The 18777-nt window shown below is 67.9% G+C and carries 1 protein-coding gene; it reads right to left on the bottom strand.

Going from position 1 to position 18777, the window contains the following annotated elements:
- Positions 1 to 113: 113 nt before the first annotated feature.
- A complete protein-coding gene (locus tag FHR20_RS02345; protein WP_167298045.1) occupies positions 114 to 18767 on the bottom strand; it encodes a YDG domain-containing protein in 18654 nt (6217 codons plus the stop codon).
- Between the last annotated feature and the right edge of the window lie 10 nt (positions 18768 to 18777).

The following is an 18777-nucleotide window of genomic DNA, read 5'->3' as shown; positions in this document are numbered from 1 at the left end:
ATCAATCGTTCCGCATGCGCCGCGCCCGGTTCGTTGGGCGCCGCGACCCGCGCGGCGCCCGCCCCCCGAAAAGGGCCGAGAGCCCGCGCGGCCGGACCGCGCGGGCTCTCTTGCTACTTGTCTCCGTCGCCAGCGCCTTCGCGCTCGCCATCGCCCTCGAGATTCCGGGAGGGGTTCTGGTCGAGCGAGAAGCCGCTGCCGCCGCGGACTCGCAGCATCCTGAGGGCGTCGCTGGCATCGGCGCCCGATCGGGTGAAGCTGATCACGAGCGTGCCCGGGATCACGGTGAGCAGATAATTGGCCGACAGCGCGAGCGTGCCCTGCCCGATCGCATAGCTGCCCACCTGCTCGCCGGCGATGCGGGCCAGCGCGCCGGTGAAGCCGTCGCCGTTCACCAGCGAACCGGTGGAGACGGCATAGCCGAACACCGGATCGGGCTGGCCGAACAGCTTGGTCGCATCCTGCGCAGTCACGGTCACCGCACGGCGGGTGATGTCGGCGATCACCGGCGCGCCGGACAGGCTGACGGCGTAGTTCCCCGCGTCCACACCCGTGAGCGCCAGGCCGCTCACCTGCACCGCGCGGCCGGTGCCGGCATTGGCATCGGCGAAGCGATAGGTGGCGGTGCCCGTCACCGCGTCGCCCGAGATCACGCCGGTAAGCGCGATCCGGCCGGTGGTGCCGGTGGTGCCGTCATAGGCGCGACTGTCCGCCGTCGCGGTGGCGGTGATCGCACGCTGGGCGATCGTCGCGGCACCGGTGGCCGTGCCGCCGATCGTATAGTTCGCCGCATCGGCGCCGTTCAGCGCGAGGCCGCTGGCAGTGGCGGTGCGGCTGCCGGCATTCTTGCTGTCGAAGGCGATGCTGCCGGCGCTCACGCCGACCTGGTCGCCCAGGACGACGCCGTTCAGGCCGAGCGTGCCGGTGGCGGCGGTGGTGCCGTCATAGACGCGGCCATTGGCCGTCAGCGTCGCGGTGATCGCCTTGGCGAGGATGTCCGCCAGCGCGGTCGCCGTGCCGCTGACCGCATAATTGCCCGCATCCGCGCCCGAGAGGGTGATGCCGCTCGCCGTGACCGTGCGACCGACGCCGGCGTTGCGGCTGTCAAAGGCCATGCCGGTGCTGCCGACCGACACCGTATCGCCCGCGACCACGCCGTTCAGGCCGAGCGTGCCCGTGGCGGCGGTGGTGCCGTCATAGGTGCGGCCGTTCGCCGTCAGCGTCGCGGTGATCGTCTTGGCGAGGATGTCCGCCAGCGCCGTCGCCGTCGTGCCCACGATATAGTTGCCGGCATCGGCGCCGGAGAGCGCGATGCCGCTCGCCGTGACGGTGTGGCCGATGCCCGCATTCTTGTTGTCGAACGCCAGCGTGCCGTTCGCGGCCACCTGGTCGCCGCCGATCACGCCGTTCAGTGCCAGGTTGCCGGTGGCGTTGGTGGTGCCGTCATAGGTGCGGCCATTGGCCGTCAGCGTCGCGGTGATCGCCTTGGCGAGGATGTCCGCCAGCGCGGTCGCCGTGCCGCTGACCACATAATTGCCCGCATCCGCGCCCGACAGCGTGATCCCGCTCGCCGTGACGGTGCGCGTGCCGGCATTCTTGCTGTCGAACGCCAGCGTGCCGCTCGCGGCCGCCTGGTCGTTGCCGATCAGGCCGTTCAGCGTAAGGCTGCCGGTGGCATTGGTGGTGCCGTCATAGGTGCGGCCATTGGCCGAAAGCGTCGCGGTGATCGTCTTGGCGAGGATGTCCGCCAGCGCAGTCGTCGTCGTGTTGACGACATAGTTGCCCGCATCCGCGCCCGAGAGGGTGATGCCGCTCGCCGTGGCCATGCGCCTGCCCGCATTCTTGCTGTCGAAGGCGAGGACGCCGCTCGCCGCCACCTGGTCGCCATCGATCAGGCCGCTCAGCGCGAGGCTGCCGGTGGCGTTGGTGGTGCCGTCATAGATGCGGCTGTCGGCAGTGAGGATCGCGCTGATCACGCGGGGATCGACCACGACCGTGCCCATGCCGAAGCCGAAGGCATAGTTCATGTCCGATGCCAGCGAGCCGAGCGCGGAATAGACCGCATAGGTCCCGGCGTCGCGGCGCGCACCGCTGAGTGCGGCCGCGCCCGACCAGGCCGCGCTGCCGCTGTCGCCGTTCACCAGCCCGGTGATCGTCGCGGTGAGGACGGGGACCGCGCCGTTATAGGTGACGTGGAAACTGTCCGGCGTGACCGTCAGCACCGGGCGATAGCCATAGACGAAGCGGTTGCCCGCGTTCGGCGCGGTGGTGAAGCTGCCGGCGCCGAAATCATAGATGGCGCCGTAATAGCTGGTGCCCGCCAGCCCGCCGAAATCGTTGTTCGGATCGGAATGGCCCGAATTGCCGCCGGTCTGGGTGTAGATCAGCCAGCGGCCGTTCGGCGTGGCGAGGGTCCCGGCCCCCGCCAGGTTGAGGAACCGGCCGTCCGAGGAGAGCGTGATCGCATCCCCCGCGGCCGAAGAGGCAATGCGGCCATTGGCGGTTATCGTCATGCCGCCATGCGAGGCGATGGTCACCGCGCCGGCATTGCCCTGGACGAGGCCGTCGATCGCTAGCGCCGTGCTGTTGCCGAGCTTCAGGCCGTTGCTCGAGAAATTGCCCAGCGCGCCGATGCTGTTGCCGCCGCCCAGCACCGCCGCGCCGGTCACGCTGCCCTGCAGGCGATCGGCGACGATGTAATAGGCGTTCTGCGTCAGCGCCCCGGCCACCTGCAAGTCCAGCACGCCGTTCACATCGATCACGCCGTCGAGGCTCAGGTCCTGGAGGTTGCGCAGCAGGAAGTCGCCATTGCCGATCGTCACGCTGCCCAGGCTGCCGACATGCGAGCCGGTGCCGTTGTGATCGAGATCGGCATTGCCGCCGATCGCCACCACGCCAAGCGTGCCGGCCGAGACGCTCGCCGCGGTGATTCCGCCGGCCGCGGTGAGCTGCACGTCGCCACCGCCGAGATTGCCGAAGGCCAGGTTGCCGGCACCCGAGAGCAGGTTGACGACGAAGTTGCCGGAAACGTCGCCCAGGGTCGTATTGCCCTGGCCCGCGACGTCGATGTGGCCCGCGTTGCTGGTCAGGTTGCCGAGCGCCAGGCTGCCCGAAGGACCTTGCACCGCGATCGCGCCGACCGCCCGGATGGCGCCCGCCGAGAAGTCGCCGGTGCTGACCGCGAGCTGCACGGTGCCGCCGCGGATCCCGGCCAGCGCATCGGCCCGGTAGAAGTTGATCGCGACCGCGCCGTCGGCCTGGATGCTCGTGCCGCTCAGCGGCGTGCCGAGATTGCGGAAGACGCTGCTGCCGAGGATCGAGGCCTGGTCGGCCGCCCCGAACACCAGGTCCCCGCCCGCGCCGAGCGCAAGGATATTGGCGCCGGTGCCGCTGAGCGAGGCCTCGCCCAGGCGCAGATTGCCGCCCGCCTGGAAGCGGATCGAATCGAGCGCATGGGCGCCGTCGATATCGATGCCCTGGCTGCTCGCCACTTCGATCCCGCCCTGATCCGCGCGGAGCATGCCGGCGGAGACGCCCGAACCGTTCAGAAGGATGCCGGCGCCGGCATCCAGCGCCCCGACCCGCAGCGCCCCGTGCAGCGCATCGATGCGGATCGCGCCGCCAAAGGCGAAGCCGTTCGCGCCGAAGTCGAAATCGCCCACCGTGTCGGTGATCCGGAGCGCGCCTGCCCGGGCGCCGTTGACCGCCAGGACATTGCCCGCAAAGTCTCCGGCGGTGACCGTGTAGTCGCGGTCGACGCTCAGATAGCTGGAGATCGCGGCGGTGCCCGTACCGGCATCGATCGTGACGTCGCGACCGGACACATATTGCAGCCCTACGCCCCGGCCGATCGCAGTGACGTCGCCGGCGGCGATGAGGGTCAAGGCGCCGGTGATCGCCCCGCCCCGCGCCTCGACACGGATATTGCCCGAGGATTGGAGGAAGCCCGCCGAACTGAGGTCGCCATCGGTGTCGATGATCGTGACGTCGCCCAGGGTGGCGCCGGCGGACAGGGTCGGGCTGAGCGCAAGGCCGCCAAAGTCCGCCGCGGTCAGCGAATAGCTGCCGCCGCCGCTCTCCACGTTCGTCACCGTGAGCACGCCCGGCACCGAAGCGGCGATGTTGTGGCCCTGCAGGAAATTGATCCCCAGATCGCCCGAGCCGATCGAGATGCCGACATCGCCCGTGGCGGCGCTGACCGCGTCGAGCACGCCCGTCACGCTGAACAGGTTGATCGACACATCGCCGCCCAGCGAGGCGACCGTCCCGCCGCCGCTGCCGCAACCGCAGCCGCCCAGCGTGCCGCCCGTCTCGACCGAGTAATGGCTTCCGGGGCTCACCCCCGCATCGGCGCCCAGCACGACATTGCCCTGCGCGACGAGCGCGAAGCCGTCGGCCGCGGCCAGGCTGCGCACCGTCGCGGTGCCGCCTGCGGCGAACTGGCCACCGCCCGCGAGCGAGATCCGATCGATCGCCAGGTTGCCGGTGGTGACGACCGACGCATCCCGCCCGGCGCGCAACGCGTCGATCGCGATCCCGCCGGTATCGCCGTTCACGACCAGGTCGCCGCCCGAGCCGAGCGAGGCTGCCCGGACCTCGCCGCCGTCGATCTCGAGATAGTTGCCGGCCTCGAGAAGGGAGACGGCAGTGGTGTCGACCACGCGGTTGCTGGTCAGATAGAGATCGTTGGCGGTGATGCCGCCGCCGCCCAGGACGAGGTTGCCGCCCATCGCCTGGAGATCGACCGTGTCGCCCGAGGCCGTGTTCACGGTGAGCGCGCCGTTGCCCAGATAGGCGCTGGCGGTGCCCGCATTGGCCGTCAGCGTATCGATCGACAGGTCGCCGTTCCGCAGGTTGACCGCGGCGTCCGCTCCCATCACCTGGGTCAGCGCTGCCGAATGATCGAGGTTCACGAACGCGCCGGTGCTGCCCAGGATCCTGGCATTGCCGGTCGCGCCCGCTGCGCGCTCGAAATAGGTGTCGTTGCCGACGCCCGGGTAATTGTCCGCGCCGAGCACCGCATCGCCGCTGGTGCTCTGCACGAGGAGATCGCCAGCCGCGCCGGTGAGCTTCGCCTGGCGCAGGACCGCGTTCCCGCCCTGCGCGTACAGCGTGATGCTGCCGCCCGCGCTGGCATAGCCCGTGGCGATGCCGCCGCTGCCGGTGGAGAGATGCACGTCGCCGCCGGCTTCGATGCTGCCGGTCAGGTCGATCGCGGTCGCGCTCGCGATGCGGGCGATGCCGGTGCCGCCATCGACATGGAAGGCCTCGAACCCGCCGGTCGTGGTGGAGACGTCGACGCCCGTCGCGCCGAGCAGTTCGTACAGGTTGATCGTGCCGGCCGAACCGGTCACCGCGCCGCCGGCCGAGCGGATCGTGCCGTTGCTGAGCAGGCCGTCGATCTGGAAGTCGATGGCGCGGGGATATTCGAGCGTGGTTCCGCCCAGGTCGAGATCGCCCAGGCTGGTCAGGCTCCAGTCGCCCGTCCGGGTGCCGACCGGCGTCAGCGCGGCCCCAAGGAAGCTGGCGCCCTTCAGCGTGTAGCTCCGACCGACATAGACCAGGCCGATATCGACCGCGCCGGTGCCGTTGAGCGTCACGTCGTAATTGCCGCTCGCCTCGAGCAGGGCGATGTTGCCGCCGTTGACGGTCAGGGCCCCGTCCGTCGTCAGGCCCGCGCCGAGCCGAGCCGATGCGCCGAGCACGTCGCCCGCCGTCGCGGTGGCGGTGAGCGCGCCGTTCGCGAGGAAATTGCCCGAAAGCGTCAGGTCCGTGCCCGCGATCAGCGTGACGTTCGCGCCGCTGGCGCCGGCGATCCGCAACTGGTTGATCGACTCCGCATGCACGTCGCCGGCAGCGGAGATGCCGATGGCGGCATTCGCATCCGTGACGCCGACGGTGGCGTTGCCGGTGGCCAGGATCGCGACCGAGCCGGGCGTGACTCCCGCCCCATAGCTGAGATAGTTCGAGGCCGTGATGGCACCGCTCGCGGCGCCCAGCAGGACGTCGCCGCCCGAGATCCGCACATTATAGCCGTCGCCCGCCACATCGGTGCCGCCGAGCAGGTCGAGCGAGCCGACGCTGACATAGCCGGTGCCGGTCACCGAGACATCGTCCTGCGAGAGGATCCGGCCGATGTGCACGTCATGCGCGCCGCCATTGACGATGACGTCGTTGCCCCGGAGTTCGCCGGTCTGGATGCCGTTGGCGTTGAGCGTGATGACGCCCAGCGTGCCGATCCCGGCATTGGTGGTGAGATCGCCGTCCACGTTCAGCGTGACGTCGCCGCTGCCGATATTGCCCAGAACCGTCAGGTCCCCGGCATTGGTGAAGCGGAAGGCAGCGCTGGAATAGGTATTCCCCTGCAGCCGGACGACGTGGTTCTCCCGGTCGGCCGTGACGCCGCCGCGGCCATAGAGCGACAGCGAACGGACCGTGAGGCTGCCGTCGGACTGGGTGATGGCGCCGGTCGCGTCGACGACCATCCCGCTGGTCACGACGACGTTGCCCACGAGATCGACCGCGCCGTTGTTGTAGAGTATGAAATTGTCGGCGCTCGTATCGCCGAGCTTGCCGAACGAGACCAGCCCGTTGCCGTAGAACTGCACCCAATGGCCCGCCGCCGATGCGATCAGCGTGCCACCGGAGACGGCGGCGGTGCCGCCATTGTCGATGTCCCCGCCCGCGATCAGCGTCATGGTCGCGCTGCTGCCGGCGGTGAGCGCACCGGCGATCTGGATGCCGCCGCTGGTCTTGAAGGCCAGGTCGCCGACCGCGGACAGCCCGTTGATCCTGCCGATCGTGTTGTCGCCGCCCAGCAGCAGGTCGCCGGTCGCCGAGCCGTCGGCGCTGGCGGCGGTGATGACCGAGCCGGCCGCCTGGGTGACCGAGCCGTTGGTCGCCTGCACGCTGAAGGCCCCGCTCGCGGTGACGCGGCCGGTCAGGTGGACATGCTCGCTCAGGAGGCTGACATCGCCCGAGGCAGTGATCTGGTCGCCGAACGCGCCGACATCGCCGCTGTTGAATGCGATGGCGATGCCGCCCTGGGCGTGCGACGTGAGTGTACCGGTCACGCCGCCGGTCACGCCATAGCTGGTGATCCGCCCGCCCGAAGTGAGCGACAGGTCGCCGCCCACGTCGACGGTGTCGGCCAGCATGAGGTTGCCGACGGTGTTGACCGTGGCGCTGCCCGGCAGGGTGAGGCTGAGCACGCCGAACTGGTTGGCGCCGCCCAGCGTGATGTTGCCGCCGGCGCTCGCATTGAGCCTGCTGCCATAGATCACCGCATCGGGATTGTTCGCCTGGGTGATCCCGCCGGTGTCGGAAATGAGCGTCACGAGATTGCCCGCGGCGGCGACCGCGTTGGTCAGGCTCACATCGCCCGTGACGTGCAGCGTCAGGTCGCCCGCCCGCGCGCGCAGCTCGCCGATCGAGGCGATCTGGTTGGCATTGCCCAGGGCGATCCCGCCATTGGAGATGCCGCCCAGACTGTCGGCGGTGACGGTGCCGCCCTGCTGGCTGATGCCACCGGTGGTCTGGAGCCAGATGTTCCGGGCCGTGACATCGTCGGTCAGCGTCAGGTTCGTCGCCCGCAGGTCGAGATTGCCGCCGGCACTGATCAGGCCCAGCGACAGGAAGCTGTTCCCGCCATTGGCGAGCGTGATGTCCCCCGCCGCGCTGAAGCTCGCCGTGCCGCCGATCGACAGCGCCGCCGACTGGGTGATCGAGCCGGTATCGGAAATCAGCGTGAGGTCGCCCGGCGAAGTGAAGGCAGCGGCGTCGAGACTGCCGCTGTTGCGGAACAGCAGATTGCCGCTCGAGGTGGAGAGCGTGGCGCTGTCGATCTGGTTGGCGCCGGCCAGCGACAGGCCAGCGCCGGCGGTGCCGTTGAAGCTGCTCGCGATGATCTTGGCGGTCGAGGCCTGGTCGATGCCGGCGCCCGCGGAAAACGTGACGTTGCCGGCCGAGATCGTGCCCGCGCTCTGGACGATCCGGCTGCCGTCGACGAGGAAATAGGCCTGGCTGCCTCCATTCACGTCGCCGGCGATATCCAGGTCGACGACATTGTGGACGAAGACATCCGAGCCGCCCAGCCCGGCGATCGTGTCGATATGGTTGGCGAGGTTGAGGCTGATGCCGCCGCTGGTCGTGCTCGCGTCGAGCGATCCGACGAAGAGCGCGCTGAGCTGCGTGATCGCGCCGCCCGCGCGCACCGTCATCGAATTCGCCTGGCCGCCGATCCGCAGCGCGCCGGCGGCACGCAGCGTCGCATCGCCGGTCGAGGCGAGATAATATTCGGAGACCGTATTGGCCCCGTCGAGCACGACGTCGCCCGCGGTGACCGCGACGCGCCCGCCCGAGAGCGTGCCGCTGACCTGCCTCAGCCTGCCGGTGCCGGTGTCGAAATTGAGGTCGCCGCCCGTCACGAAGCCGTCGAGCGTCAGGTTGCCCTGGGTGGTCAGGCTGATCGTGGCGCCGTTGAGCGAGCTCAGCCCCGTGATCTCGCCGATATGGTTGGCGCGATCGAGGCCGATGGCACCGGACGCGCCGGCGTAGAGGCGGTCCACGGTAATGGTACCGGCGCTCTGGTTGATGGCGCCGCCCGCGCTATTGGACTGGAGCGTGGCACTCCCTGCGGTGATGTCTCCCGCGATATCGAGCGCATGGCTCGAGAAGACGGTCACATTCTTGTCGCTGGCCGCCGAGAGTCCGTCGATCCGATCGATCGCACCGCCGAGATATACGCCGTCGCGGCCATAGGCGGTAAGCCCGCGGATGGTGACGATCGCATTGTTCGCCTGCGTGATCGCGCCCTGCTCGCTGCGCAGCGTGACGTCGGTGGCCCCGTTGGTCACGATCCCGTCGATCAGGAGATCGCCGGTGTTGGTGAAGGCAAGGTTCCCGCCGGGCGTGTGCGCATTGAGCGTGCCGACATTGTTGGCGGCTGCGGTGAGATCGACGCCGAGCCCGAACAGGTACAGATAGTCCGCGGTGATATTGCCGCCGTTGATCGCGGCGACGCTGTTGGTGAGCCATACGCGCCGGCCCGCCGCGGCGATCCGGTCGACGGTCATGATGCCGCCATAGCCATTGGTGCCGCTGGCGATGCTCACATCGCCGCCGCTGATCACGTCGAGATGCGCGATCTGGTTGTCCCTGCCCAGCAGCGTGGCGCCACCGGCCGCGTTGACGATCAGCGAGCCGATCAGCGCGCCGTTCACCGGGTCGCTCTGCGTGATCGTGCCGGTGTCGGAGATCAGCTCGATCGTGGCACCCGCCGCGTTGATCGAATTGATCGCGATGGCGCCGACATTGTGGAATCGCACGTCGTGCCCACCACCATCGAGCGAAACCTGCCCGACATGGTTGTGGTTCAGCAGGCTGAGGCCGGCCGTCGCGCTCGCCTCGAGCGCATTGGTGAAGATGCCGGTGGTGCCGGTCTGGATCAGGCTGCCGTCGATGCTGAACTTCACCAGGCCGGGCGCGGAAATCCGCCCGTCGAGCGTCAGGCTGCGGTCGCTGCCGAGGCGGAAGCTGCCGCCGGCGGTGACGTCGTTGAGCGTGCTGACCGAATTGACCCGATCGAGCACGATATCGCCCGCAACCGCGCTGACATCGAGCCGGTCGGCGGCGAACGCCGCGATCTGCCGGACGTCGCCGCTGTCTGCGGTGAGCGAAAGCAGCCCCGAGGTGCTGACATTGCCAAGCAGGATCGCGTTCGCCGAATGGAAGGTGATGTCGTCGGTCGCGACGAGGTTGCTCGCGTTGGTCGAGCCGATGTCGTTCGCGCTCATCAGCGCGATACCTGTCGCGTTCAGATCGAGATGATCCGCGGCAATCGTGCCGGTGAGCTGGCCGATATAGCCCCCGACGTTCATGGCCAGCGTGCCGCCGGCCCTGATGTTTCCGCCGAGCATCACCGTGCCGGCACTGTTGTACCGTATCGAGTCGGCGGCGCTCAGATTGCCGAGCGTATTGACGTAATTATACTGGCTGAGATCGATGCCCGTCGCGGCATTGGCATTGAGCGTGCCGGTCCAGATCGAATTGCCGGGCACAACCTGCTGGCCGACCGATCCGGTATTCGAGGTCAGGTTGACCGTGCCATCCTGCGCGGTGATCGCCTTGACGACCAGGTCCGCGTCGTTGCGCAGCGTGATCGTGCGGCCGGTGCCGGCCTGGGCATTGTACAGGCCGACGCTGTTGGCGCGATCGAAGCTGATGTCGCCGCCCGCCGTCGCCGTCAGCGTCGCCGCGGCAACGGTGGAGCTGGTCTGGGTGATCGAGCCGGTTCCCCCGGCCGTGAGTTCCACATTGCCCGCGATGATCGAACCGCCGACGTTGAAGCCGCCGGCGTTGGCGAAGTGGAAGAAGTTGGTGCCGGTGCTGATCGTGCCAGTGCTCTGGACCTGGTTCGCCTTGGTCAGATCGACATCGCCGGTCGAGGAAATAGTCAGCGCGCCAGCGGTGATGATCCCCAAAGTCTGGGTGATCCCGGCGGCGCTGAGCGTCGTGCCGGCAAGGCCGCTGTTGATGTTTCCATAGAGGTTCAGCACGCCGCTGCTGCTGCTGATGTCGATCCCGCCGGTGGCGCTCGTCAGATCCCGCAAGAAAGCGAGGCTGCCCGAAAGGTTGATGCCCGTCGCGGCGTCGACCACGAGCGTGTTTGCCGTGAGCCCGCTGCCGGTGACCGAGCCGGTGTTCGAGTTCAGCGTCGCCTTGTTCACGGTGACGGCGCCGGTGAGGACAAGGTCGCCGGCGTTGCGGAAAGCGAAATCGCCCGGGCCATGCGTGTCGACTGCGCCGATGCCGGCGACATTGTTGGCGCTGTCGAAGAAGATCGCGCCATGCGACGACAGGTTGAGCGTGCCGGTCGTCACCACGCCGCTGCTCTGCGTGATCGTCCCCCCGCTCGAAAGCGAGACGATGCGGGCGAGGATGTCGCCGCCCAGCGCCAGGTCCTGATTTCCCGCCACGGTGACATCGAGCGTACCGGTGCCGAGCGTGATGTCGCCCAGGCCGAAGGTGGCGCCGCCATAGACGGTGGCGTTGCTGCCGTTGCCGGTGAGGTTCAGCCGGCCCGTGGTGATCTTGCTGTTGGCGTCGAATGCCGTGAGCGCGCCGCCGCCGAGATCGAAGGTCACGCTGTGGATGTCGGCGTTGACGCCGCCGGCGGCGATCTGGAAGCCGTTATGGTTGGTCAGCGATACGTCGCCGGCCATGGCGTAGAGCGTCAGGCTGCTGAACGCGTTCGCTGCATTGTCGAGCGTGATGTTCCGCGCGGACGAGAGGTTCAGCGCGTTGGCCGAGACATAGCCCGCACCGCCGATCGCACCGATCTGCGAGGTCAAGGACACATCCTGCGTCGCGCTGACATGGCCGCCGATGAGGATGCCGGACCGGTTCATGAACGAGGCGCTGCCGGCACTGGCGTTCAGGACGTCGATCTGGCTGACATAGTTGGTGCCGTTGAACGCTAGAGCCGTGCCGTTGGCGGTGAAATTGTTCGCGGTGATCGCGCCGGCGTTCTGGACGATCGTGCTGGCGCCGGTCAGCGTGACGGTGTTGCCGCCGATGTCGCCCGTCAGGGTGAGCGCGTTGGCGGTCTTGAGCGTGACGTTGCCCGTGCCGCCGTTCAATGTGCCCACGGTGTCGATCGCGTTGCCGCTGGTGTTGAGCGTGACGCCGGTTCCGCCGCTCGCGTTCAGGCTGGCCGCGGTGATCGCGCCGGCCTGGGTGATCGCGCCATTGTCGGAGAACAGGTTGAGCGCCCCGACGGTGCCGCCGGTAAAGGCGATGCTGCCGAGATTGTGGATCCAGACGTTCTTGCCGCTGCCATAGATGAATTGCGTGCTGCCGTTGGTGCCGTTGAAATCATTCGCGCCCTTGAGCGCGATGTCGCCATGGGCGCTGGTGACGGCCAGGCCGCTGCCTGCCACGACCTTCGCGGCCGCATCCTGCAGCACCGAGCTGTTGTTCGACGTCAGGCTCACATAGGCGCCCGAGATCGTGCCCGCCGCCTGGCTGAGGTTCCCGCTGTCCGCCGTCAGGCTGACGATGCCAGTGGCGGCGTCGGCCGTGATATCGCCGTCGATGGTGAAGGCGTCGCCGGTGAAGCTGATGTTGGTTCCGCTCAGCCCGTGGATCGTCCCGACATGGCTGGTGCCGTTGGACATCTGGATCGCGCCGCTGGCGTTCGCGGTCAGCGAGCTGGCCGTGAGTCCGTCGCTGGTGAGCTGGATGTCGCCGGCCGTCGCGGTGAGCGTGACGTTGCCCGCCGGGTTGAGGAACTGCAGGTACAGCCCGTCGCCCCGCAGCTGCACCGTGCCGGCCGAATCAATGGCGGTTGCCGTGCCGAGGCCGAACCTGTTGGCACCCGTCAGATACAGGTTGGCACCGCCCAGCGTGGTGGCATTGGCATCGACCTTGCCGTCGCTGGCCTGCGTCACGTTGCCGGTGGCGCGCAGCGTCACGCCATAGGCGGAGATCGTGCCGGTGGTCTGGGTGATCGCGCCGCCATTCGCCCAGAGGTCGATTATCTTCCCGGTCGCCTTGCTGGCGGTGACGTCGCCCTCGATCGTGAAACCATGGGCCACCGTGACGCGAATGTCCCCGCCCGCCGCGGCGAGCCCGGTGAACCTGTTGACGTTCACATTGCTGGTCAGGTCGATCGCGTTGGCGCTCGCCGACAGGCTGTCGACGGTGATGCCGCTCGAACTCAGCGCGCCGGCGGTGGTGACGGCGGCGCTGCCCGAAGTGGTGAGGCCGAGGTTCAGCGCCGCGCTGTTCGCATTGTTCAGGCGGATCGTGCCGCCGCCGCTCGACTGGGCGTTGAAGGTGCCGAATCGATTGCCCTGGAGGAGCGTGATGTCCCCGGCTGCCGACGCGGCGCCGAAGACGCCGGAGTTCCAGCTGCCGCCGCTCTGGGTGATCGCGCCGGTCTTGGCGATCAGGCTGGCGGATGCATTGATCGTCCCGGCTAGGTCGAGATCGTGATCGGCGGTGATGGTCAGGCCGTTGCTCACGCTCGAATTGCCGAGCTTGATGTCGTCCTTGGCGTACAGCGTCGCGCTGAAGCCGTTGACCGTCAGCGTGTCCGCATCGATCTTGCCGTGCGGGGTAACGATCGAGCCGACGGTGGTGGTGCCGGTCGTGATGCCACCGACGCCGGTGCTGGCGAGCGCCACCGTGCCGGTGGCCGCGCTGATGTCCCCCTCGATGGCGAAGCCGCCGGTATCGCCGATCCGGATATCGCCGGCGGTGGTGACGAGGCCGTTCAGCGTAGTGAAGTTGTTGGACGCGTTCGACAGGTCGATGCCGGTCGCGGCCTGAGCGACCAGCGTGGCGACCGTGATGGCATCGGTCTGGCTGATTTTGCCCTGGTCCGAGATCAGGGTGAGCGTGCCGAAGCTGTTCTGCGCGCCCGGCAGCGTGATGTCCCCGCGGTTGCGGATCGTGACGGTCCCCCCATTCGGGTGGAAGGCCTCCGTCAGGGTTCCGAAATTGTTCGCGCCGCCGAGCAGCAGGCTGCCGCTGGTGCCGGTCCAGAGCCGGTCCGCAGTAATCACGCCGCCGATCTGGTTGATCCCGCTCGCGGCATAGAGCTTGACGCCGCCGGCGGTGATGTTCCCGGTCAGGTTGAGCAGCGTATTGGAGTAGATGTAGACGTCATTGTCGCCGCCGGTGCTCTTCGCGGTCAGCGCGCCGAGCTCGGTGAGCTCGCTGTTGCCGTCGTTGAACCGGATAAAGCCATTGGTGGCGGTGGCGGTCAGCTTGTGCGCCAGGATGACGCCGGAGATCGATCCGTTGTCGGAGGTCAGGTTCCAGTCGCCGGTGCTGGTGACTGTGTTGCCCCACAGCTGGATGTCGCCGGCGTTGCGCAGCGTGAAGTCGTGGCTGACCGTATAGCTGGAGATCGCGTCGATCTGGTTCGCGCCGGGCAGGATCACGTCGGTACCGGTAAAGTAGAAACCGCCCGGACCATTGCTGATCACCTGGGCACCGGTATTCTGGGTGATCGACTGCGCCGCATCCAGGGTGATGGCATAGCCACCGGCGATCTTCCCGCTGTTCTGCAGGATCGAGCCGCTTGTCGACTGGAGATGGATCCAGTCGGCGTTGCCGGAGGCGCCTACCGTTACGTCGCCGTCGAGATGGATGTCGCCCGGGGTCTGGATCTCGAGCTGGCCGGCCGCGGTGGTGAGATAGCGATAGCTACCAACATTGACGGTGGCGCTCGAGCCGTAGACGCTGATGCCGTTGCCCGCGTTGATCCCCAGCGAATGGGCGATCACGTCACCGCTGTTGCCGACCGAGGCGGCGCTGTCGATGGTGACGTCGCCCGTCGTGTTCACCGAGAAGCCGATATAGCTGTCGCCGCTCAGGTGGATGCCGCCGCCGCCGGTCGAGGTCGCCCAGATGTTCACGCCGCCGGCACCGGCGAGGTCGATTCCCCCGGAGGCAGTGGCATAGGTCGTGGCCGGGAAGCTGTTCGAAACCGTGCCTCCGTTGCGCGTGATCGCGCCGCCGTTCGTAAAGAGGATCAGGTCGTGCGTGCCGGTATTGACGGCGCCGGTCAGCACGATGCCGCTGTCGCTGCCCAGGTAGAATTTGCCGCCGCTGCCGACGGTGGTGTCCACGGCACCGAGCCGGATGTTGCCGGCCACATCGAACGAGACATCGCCGCCGGCGGTTACCGCCAGCGTGCCGCCGAGCGAAAGCTTGCCCGAATAGGTTTCGATCGCCCCGCCGGAGCTGAGGGAGACATTGCCCGCCGCCGCGCTGATGTTACCATCGATGGTGAAGCCATTGTCTTCTTTAAAGCTGATGCTGCCCGTCGCGCTCGTCAGGCCGGTGACGCTGCCGACCTTGTTCGCCGTGCCGGAATACTGGTCGTAGAGCGTGATGTCGCCGTGCGCCTGGACGTTCAGCGAGGCGGCGTTGAAGCTGCCCCACTGGTCGACGTTACCCGTGTCCGAGATCAGTGTGAGCGCGCCGATGGCAGGGTTAGAAGGGTTGGTGCCAACGGTGTCGAAGTGCAGATCGCCGAGCGAGCGTATCGTTACGGTGGCGTTGGCGCCCCAGTTGAATGAATTAAATTCGAGCCGGTTGGTGCCGAGTAGCTTCAGGTCAGCACCGGAATCCCCCAAAAAGACACCACCGATGTCCGCCTGAACGCTCGCGGCGCTGGACTGGAGGACCGAGTTGGTGGCGCGGAGTGAAATGTCAGATCCGAAGATCGTGCCGGCGGCCTGGGTGAGCGTGCCGTTCGCCGCGATCAGCGTCACCACACCGCCCGCTCGGCCGACATCCCCATCGACCGTGAAGTCGCCATCGTTCCAGACAGTGACGTGCGTGCCAAGCAACTGATGATAGGTGGTGACATCGGCCTTGCCGAATTGGCTGCCGATCCCGACGTCGCCAGCGGCCTCGGCGGTTATCGAATTGGCGACGAGGCCTGGGTTCACGACGACATCGCCGCTCTCGGCATACAGGCTGACATCGCCGAACACGCCGGAGAAACCGGCATTCACCCAGTCGCCGCGGATCACCACGTTGCTGCCGTTGGCGCCGATGACGCTCGAGGTACCGAGATGGTTGCCCAGATGGTTGCCCGTCTGGTTCAGGTCGATCCCGGTTGCGGCCTGGAAGACGAAGCCGGTGCCCAGGCTGATCGTGCCGCCGGTCTGCACGATCGCGCCGTTGCGCGAGTTGAGCAACAGCGAGTTGCCCGCAGTGACGGTGTCCGTGAGCCTGATGTCGCCGTCGAGCGCGATCGAAAGGTCGCCGCCGGCGCTCAGCGCACCGAAACTGCCGACCGAGCCCATGTCGAGCGTCAGGTCGCCGCCGAGCGTGGCGGTGAGCGAGCCGGCATGGCCCCCACCGCTCATATCGTAGCTATCGCCCAGAAGGGTGACCGCGCCCGTGGTATTGACCGCCAGGTTGGTGCTGCCGGCGTTGCGGAGCGTGATATCGCCGCCGCCCGTCGAGCCCGCGATGACGCCCGACATGTAGCTGCCCGCGCCGAAATCGATGTCGCCCGAGGCGTTCAAGGTCAGCAGCGACACGGCGACGACGGAACCGCCGGTCTGGAGGATGTCCCCGCCCGCCGCGTTCAGCGTGATCGCTCGGTTGTTGCCGGCAACGGTCGTGTTGACCGCCAGCCCACCCGTGGCGTTGACGGTCAGATCGCCGCCGCCCGTGCCCAGGCCGATCAGCGTGGTGCTGCCGGCGATGTTGATCGTGCCGCCGCTCTGGGTATCGAGATAGGTCTGCGGCGCGGCGATCGTGCCGCTGCCCGTTACCGCGCCGCGCGCGGTGAAGAGCACTTTGGTGGCGGAACTGATCGTGCCGTCGATCGACACGGGCGTGTTCGCGCCCATGCGCAAGCTGACATCGCCGGTGCTGCTGCTGATATTGCCGAGATGGGCAATGCTGTTGTTCTGCGAGGTGCCGAGCTCGATGCTCTGCGTCGCGCTGGCGATGAGCGTGTTCGCGGTGAAGGCGACGCTGCCCTGCTGGATGTTACCATTGTCGGCGATCAGCGTCAGCGTGCCGATCGGCGTCGCGCCGCCGTCGAAATAGATGCGGTTCGCCGAGCGAAGGGTGACGTCGCTGCCCGAGCCCCAACCCAGAGTAAGGCCCCAAAGGCCCATGTTGTTGGCGCCGGCGAGGATCAGGTCGTCGCCCGCCACGAAGGAGTCGGTGCTCATCCCCGTGCTGGTGATCGTCGCGCTCTGGCCCTGCACGATCGAGCCGCCTGCCGACATATGGACCTGGCGGCCCCTGATCGTGCCCGCGGTCTGGTTGATCGCGCCCAGGTTCGAGGTGATCGACACGTCATGGCCGCTCGCCGCGGTGACGGCGCCGCTGAAGCTGACCGTGGAATCGGTGGCGATGGCGATGTCGCCGCTGGTCGCGGTCAGATTGCCGAAGTTGACCGCGCCAAGCGCGGCCTGGTTGATGTTGATCGCGGCCGCATTGATGTTGAGCGTGCCGATGTTCGATCCGCTGCCGGCGCCGACAGTGCCGCCCGAGGTCACGTTGATCACGCCGGTGGTGAGGCCGCCGATGTCGAAGCTGTTCACACCCTTGACGTCGATCGTGGCGCCGGTGAGCGAGCTGACGAAGACCTGGCTGAACAGGTTGTTCTGGGTGAGATCGATGCCGTCGCGCGCGCCCGCAATCACGGTGCCGTTCAGCACGCCGGTGCCGGCGCTCTGGTGGATCGCGCCGTTGGCGGCGTTGAGGAATACCCGGTTGCCGAGGTTGTTCGCGGTCCCGGTGAGCGCGATGTTCAGGTCGCCGGTGCTGTTGACCGTGAGATCGTGGTTGATCGCATAGACGAAGTCGAGCGTGGTGGCGGTATCGAGGTTGTATGCGCCGTCGCCGGAAAGCTCGGCATAGGCGGCGCGGATGACGCCGCTGCCGCTGGCGCCGCCGACGTTGAGATTGACATTGCCCGGCGCGACGATGTCGCCGGCGATCTCGGTGCCGGTGCCGCTGTAGCTGTATAGGCTGATGTAATCGCCCGAGGTGAGACCGGTGACCTTGTCGATCTGGTTCGAGCCGCCGGTAAGCTTCAGCGACGCGCCCGCGCGCGCATTGAGGGTGCCGGCGGTGATCGCCGCGCTATCGAGCCAGAGCACGCCATTCTCGGCGGCCAGATCCACCGCGCCGCCGGCAGCAGTGATGCCGCCGCCGCCCGTGATCGAATCGCTCGAGCGCACCGTGATCGCCGGGGCCGTGAGGCTTCCGGCGTTGGCGAGGCCGAGATCCGCGCCGCCATTATTGGCGACCGCCGTGGCGGCAGCCGCGCCGTTGACGATGTTATGGTTGGTGGTGAGGATGATCGCGCCGGTCTCGTCCAGCGCCGCCGTGCTGGCGGTGACCGTCCCGGTCGACAACAGGCGCGAGAAGACGTTGGTCTTCGAGACGAGCGCGGCGAACACGCGGTTGCCGCTGGTATTGCCGCCGAGCGACAGCAGGTCGCCGCCATTGGCCGTGCTGGCCGTGCCATCGGCCCCGCTCGCCACTTCGAAGCTCAGCAGGTCGAGATCGTCCGCGCCGGTCGGGCGGAAGCTGATCTTGTACTTGGCGGCCGCGCCGTAGAGCACGTTGCCGCCGTCCTGCGCCGAGATGCTCGACCCCGCCTCGGTGGTGACCGAGGTGGAAACCAGCGCGATCGCGCCGCCATGGCTGGTGATCTGCGCACCGTTCCGCACGGTGATGCCGGCATCGCTCGAAGCGCCGGTGAAGCCGAACTGGGTCGAGCTGCCGTCGAGGAAACCGCCCGCGCTGCTGTCCGTCGCGCGATCGATCGCCGCGGTGGTGACGAGCAGGCCGCCGGTGCTGATCCGGGCATTCGCGCCGATTACCACGCCATTGGCGTTGTAGATCCAGATATTGCCGCCCGCGGTGCCGCCCGCCGAACCGATCGTGCCGTTGAGATTGCCGTTGATCGTGCTCGCCGCGCCGCCGACGCGGTTGAGCACGATGTCGCTCCGGTTGGCGAAGACGAAGTTCGCCGTGTCGCCGCCGTTGATGTCGAACTTGTCCCAGTCGATCACCGTGCGCGAGCCGCCCAAGGTCACCGTGGTGGTGTTCGGCACCGACTGGTCGATCGTCGGCCCCGTGCCGTTGCTCTGCGCGGGCGTGGCGCCCTGCACGAGCTGCGCCTGCGCGGGCGCGGCCCAGAGCGCGGCCAGCGCGAGCGTACCAAAGGCCGAGGTGGTGAAGAGGCGGCTGCGGCGGCGGGGGGCGGACATGGGCATATCC

This window comes from Sphingomonas leidyi (assembly GCF_011761945.1).
GTDB classification, from domain to species: Bacteria; Pseudomonadota; Alphaproteobacteria; order Sphingomonadales; family Sphingomonadaceae; genus Sphingomonas; species Sphingomonas leidyi.
This window is presented reverse-complemented; position numbering and strand designations above follow the sequence as displayed.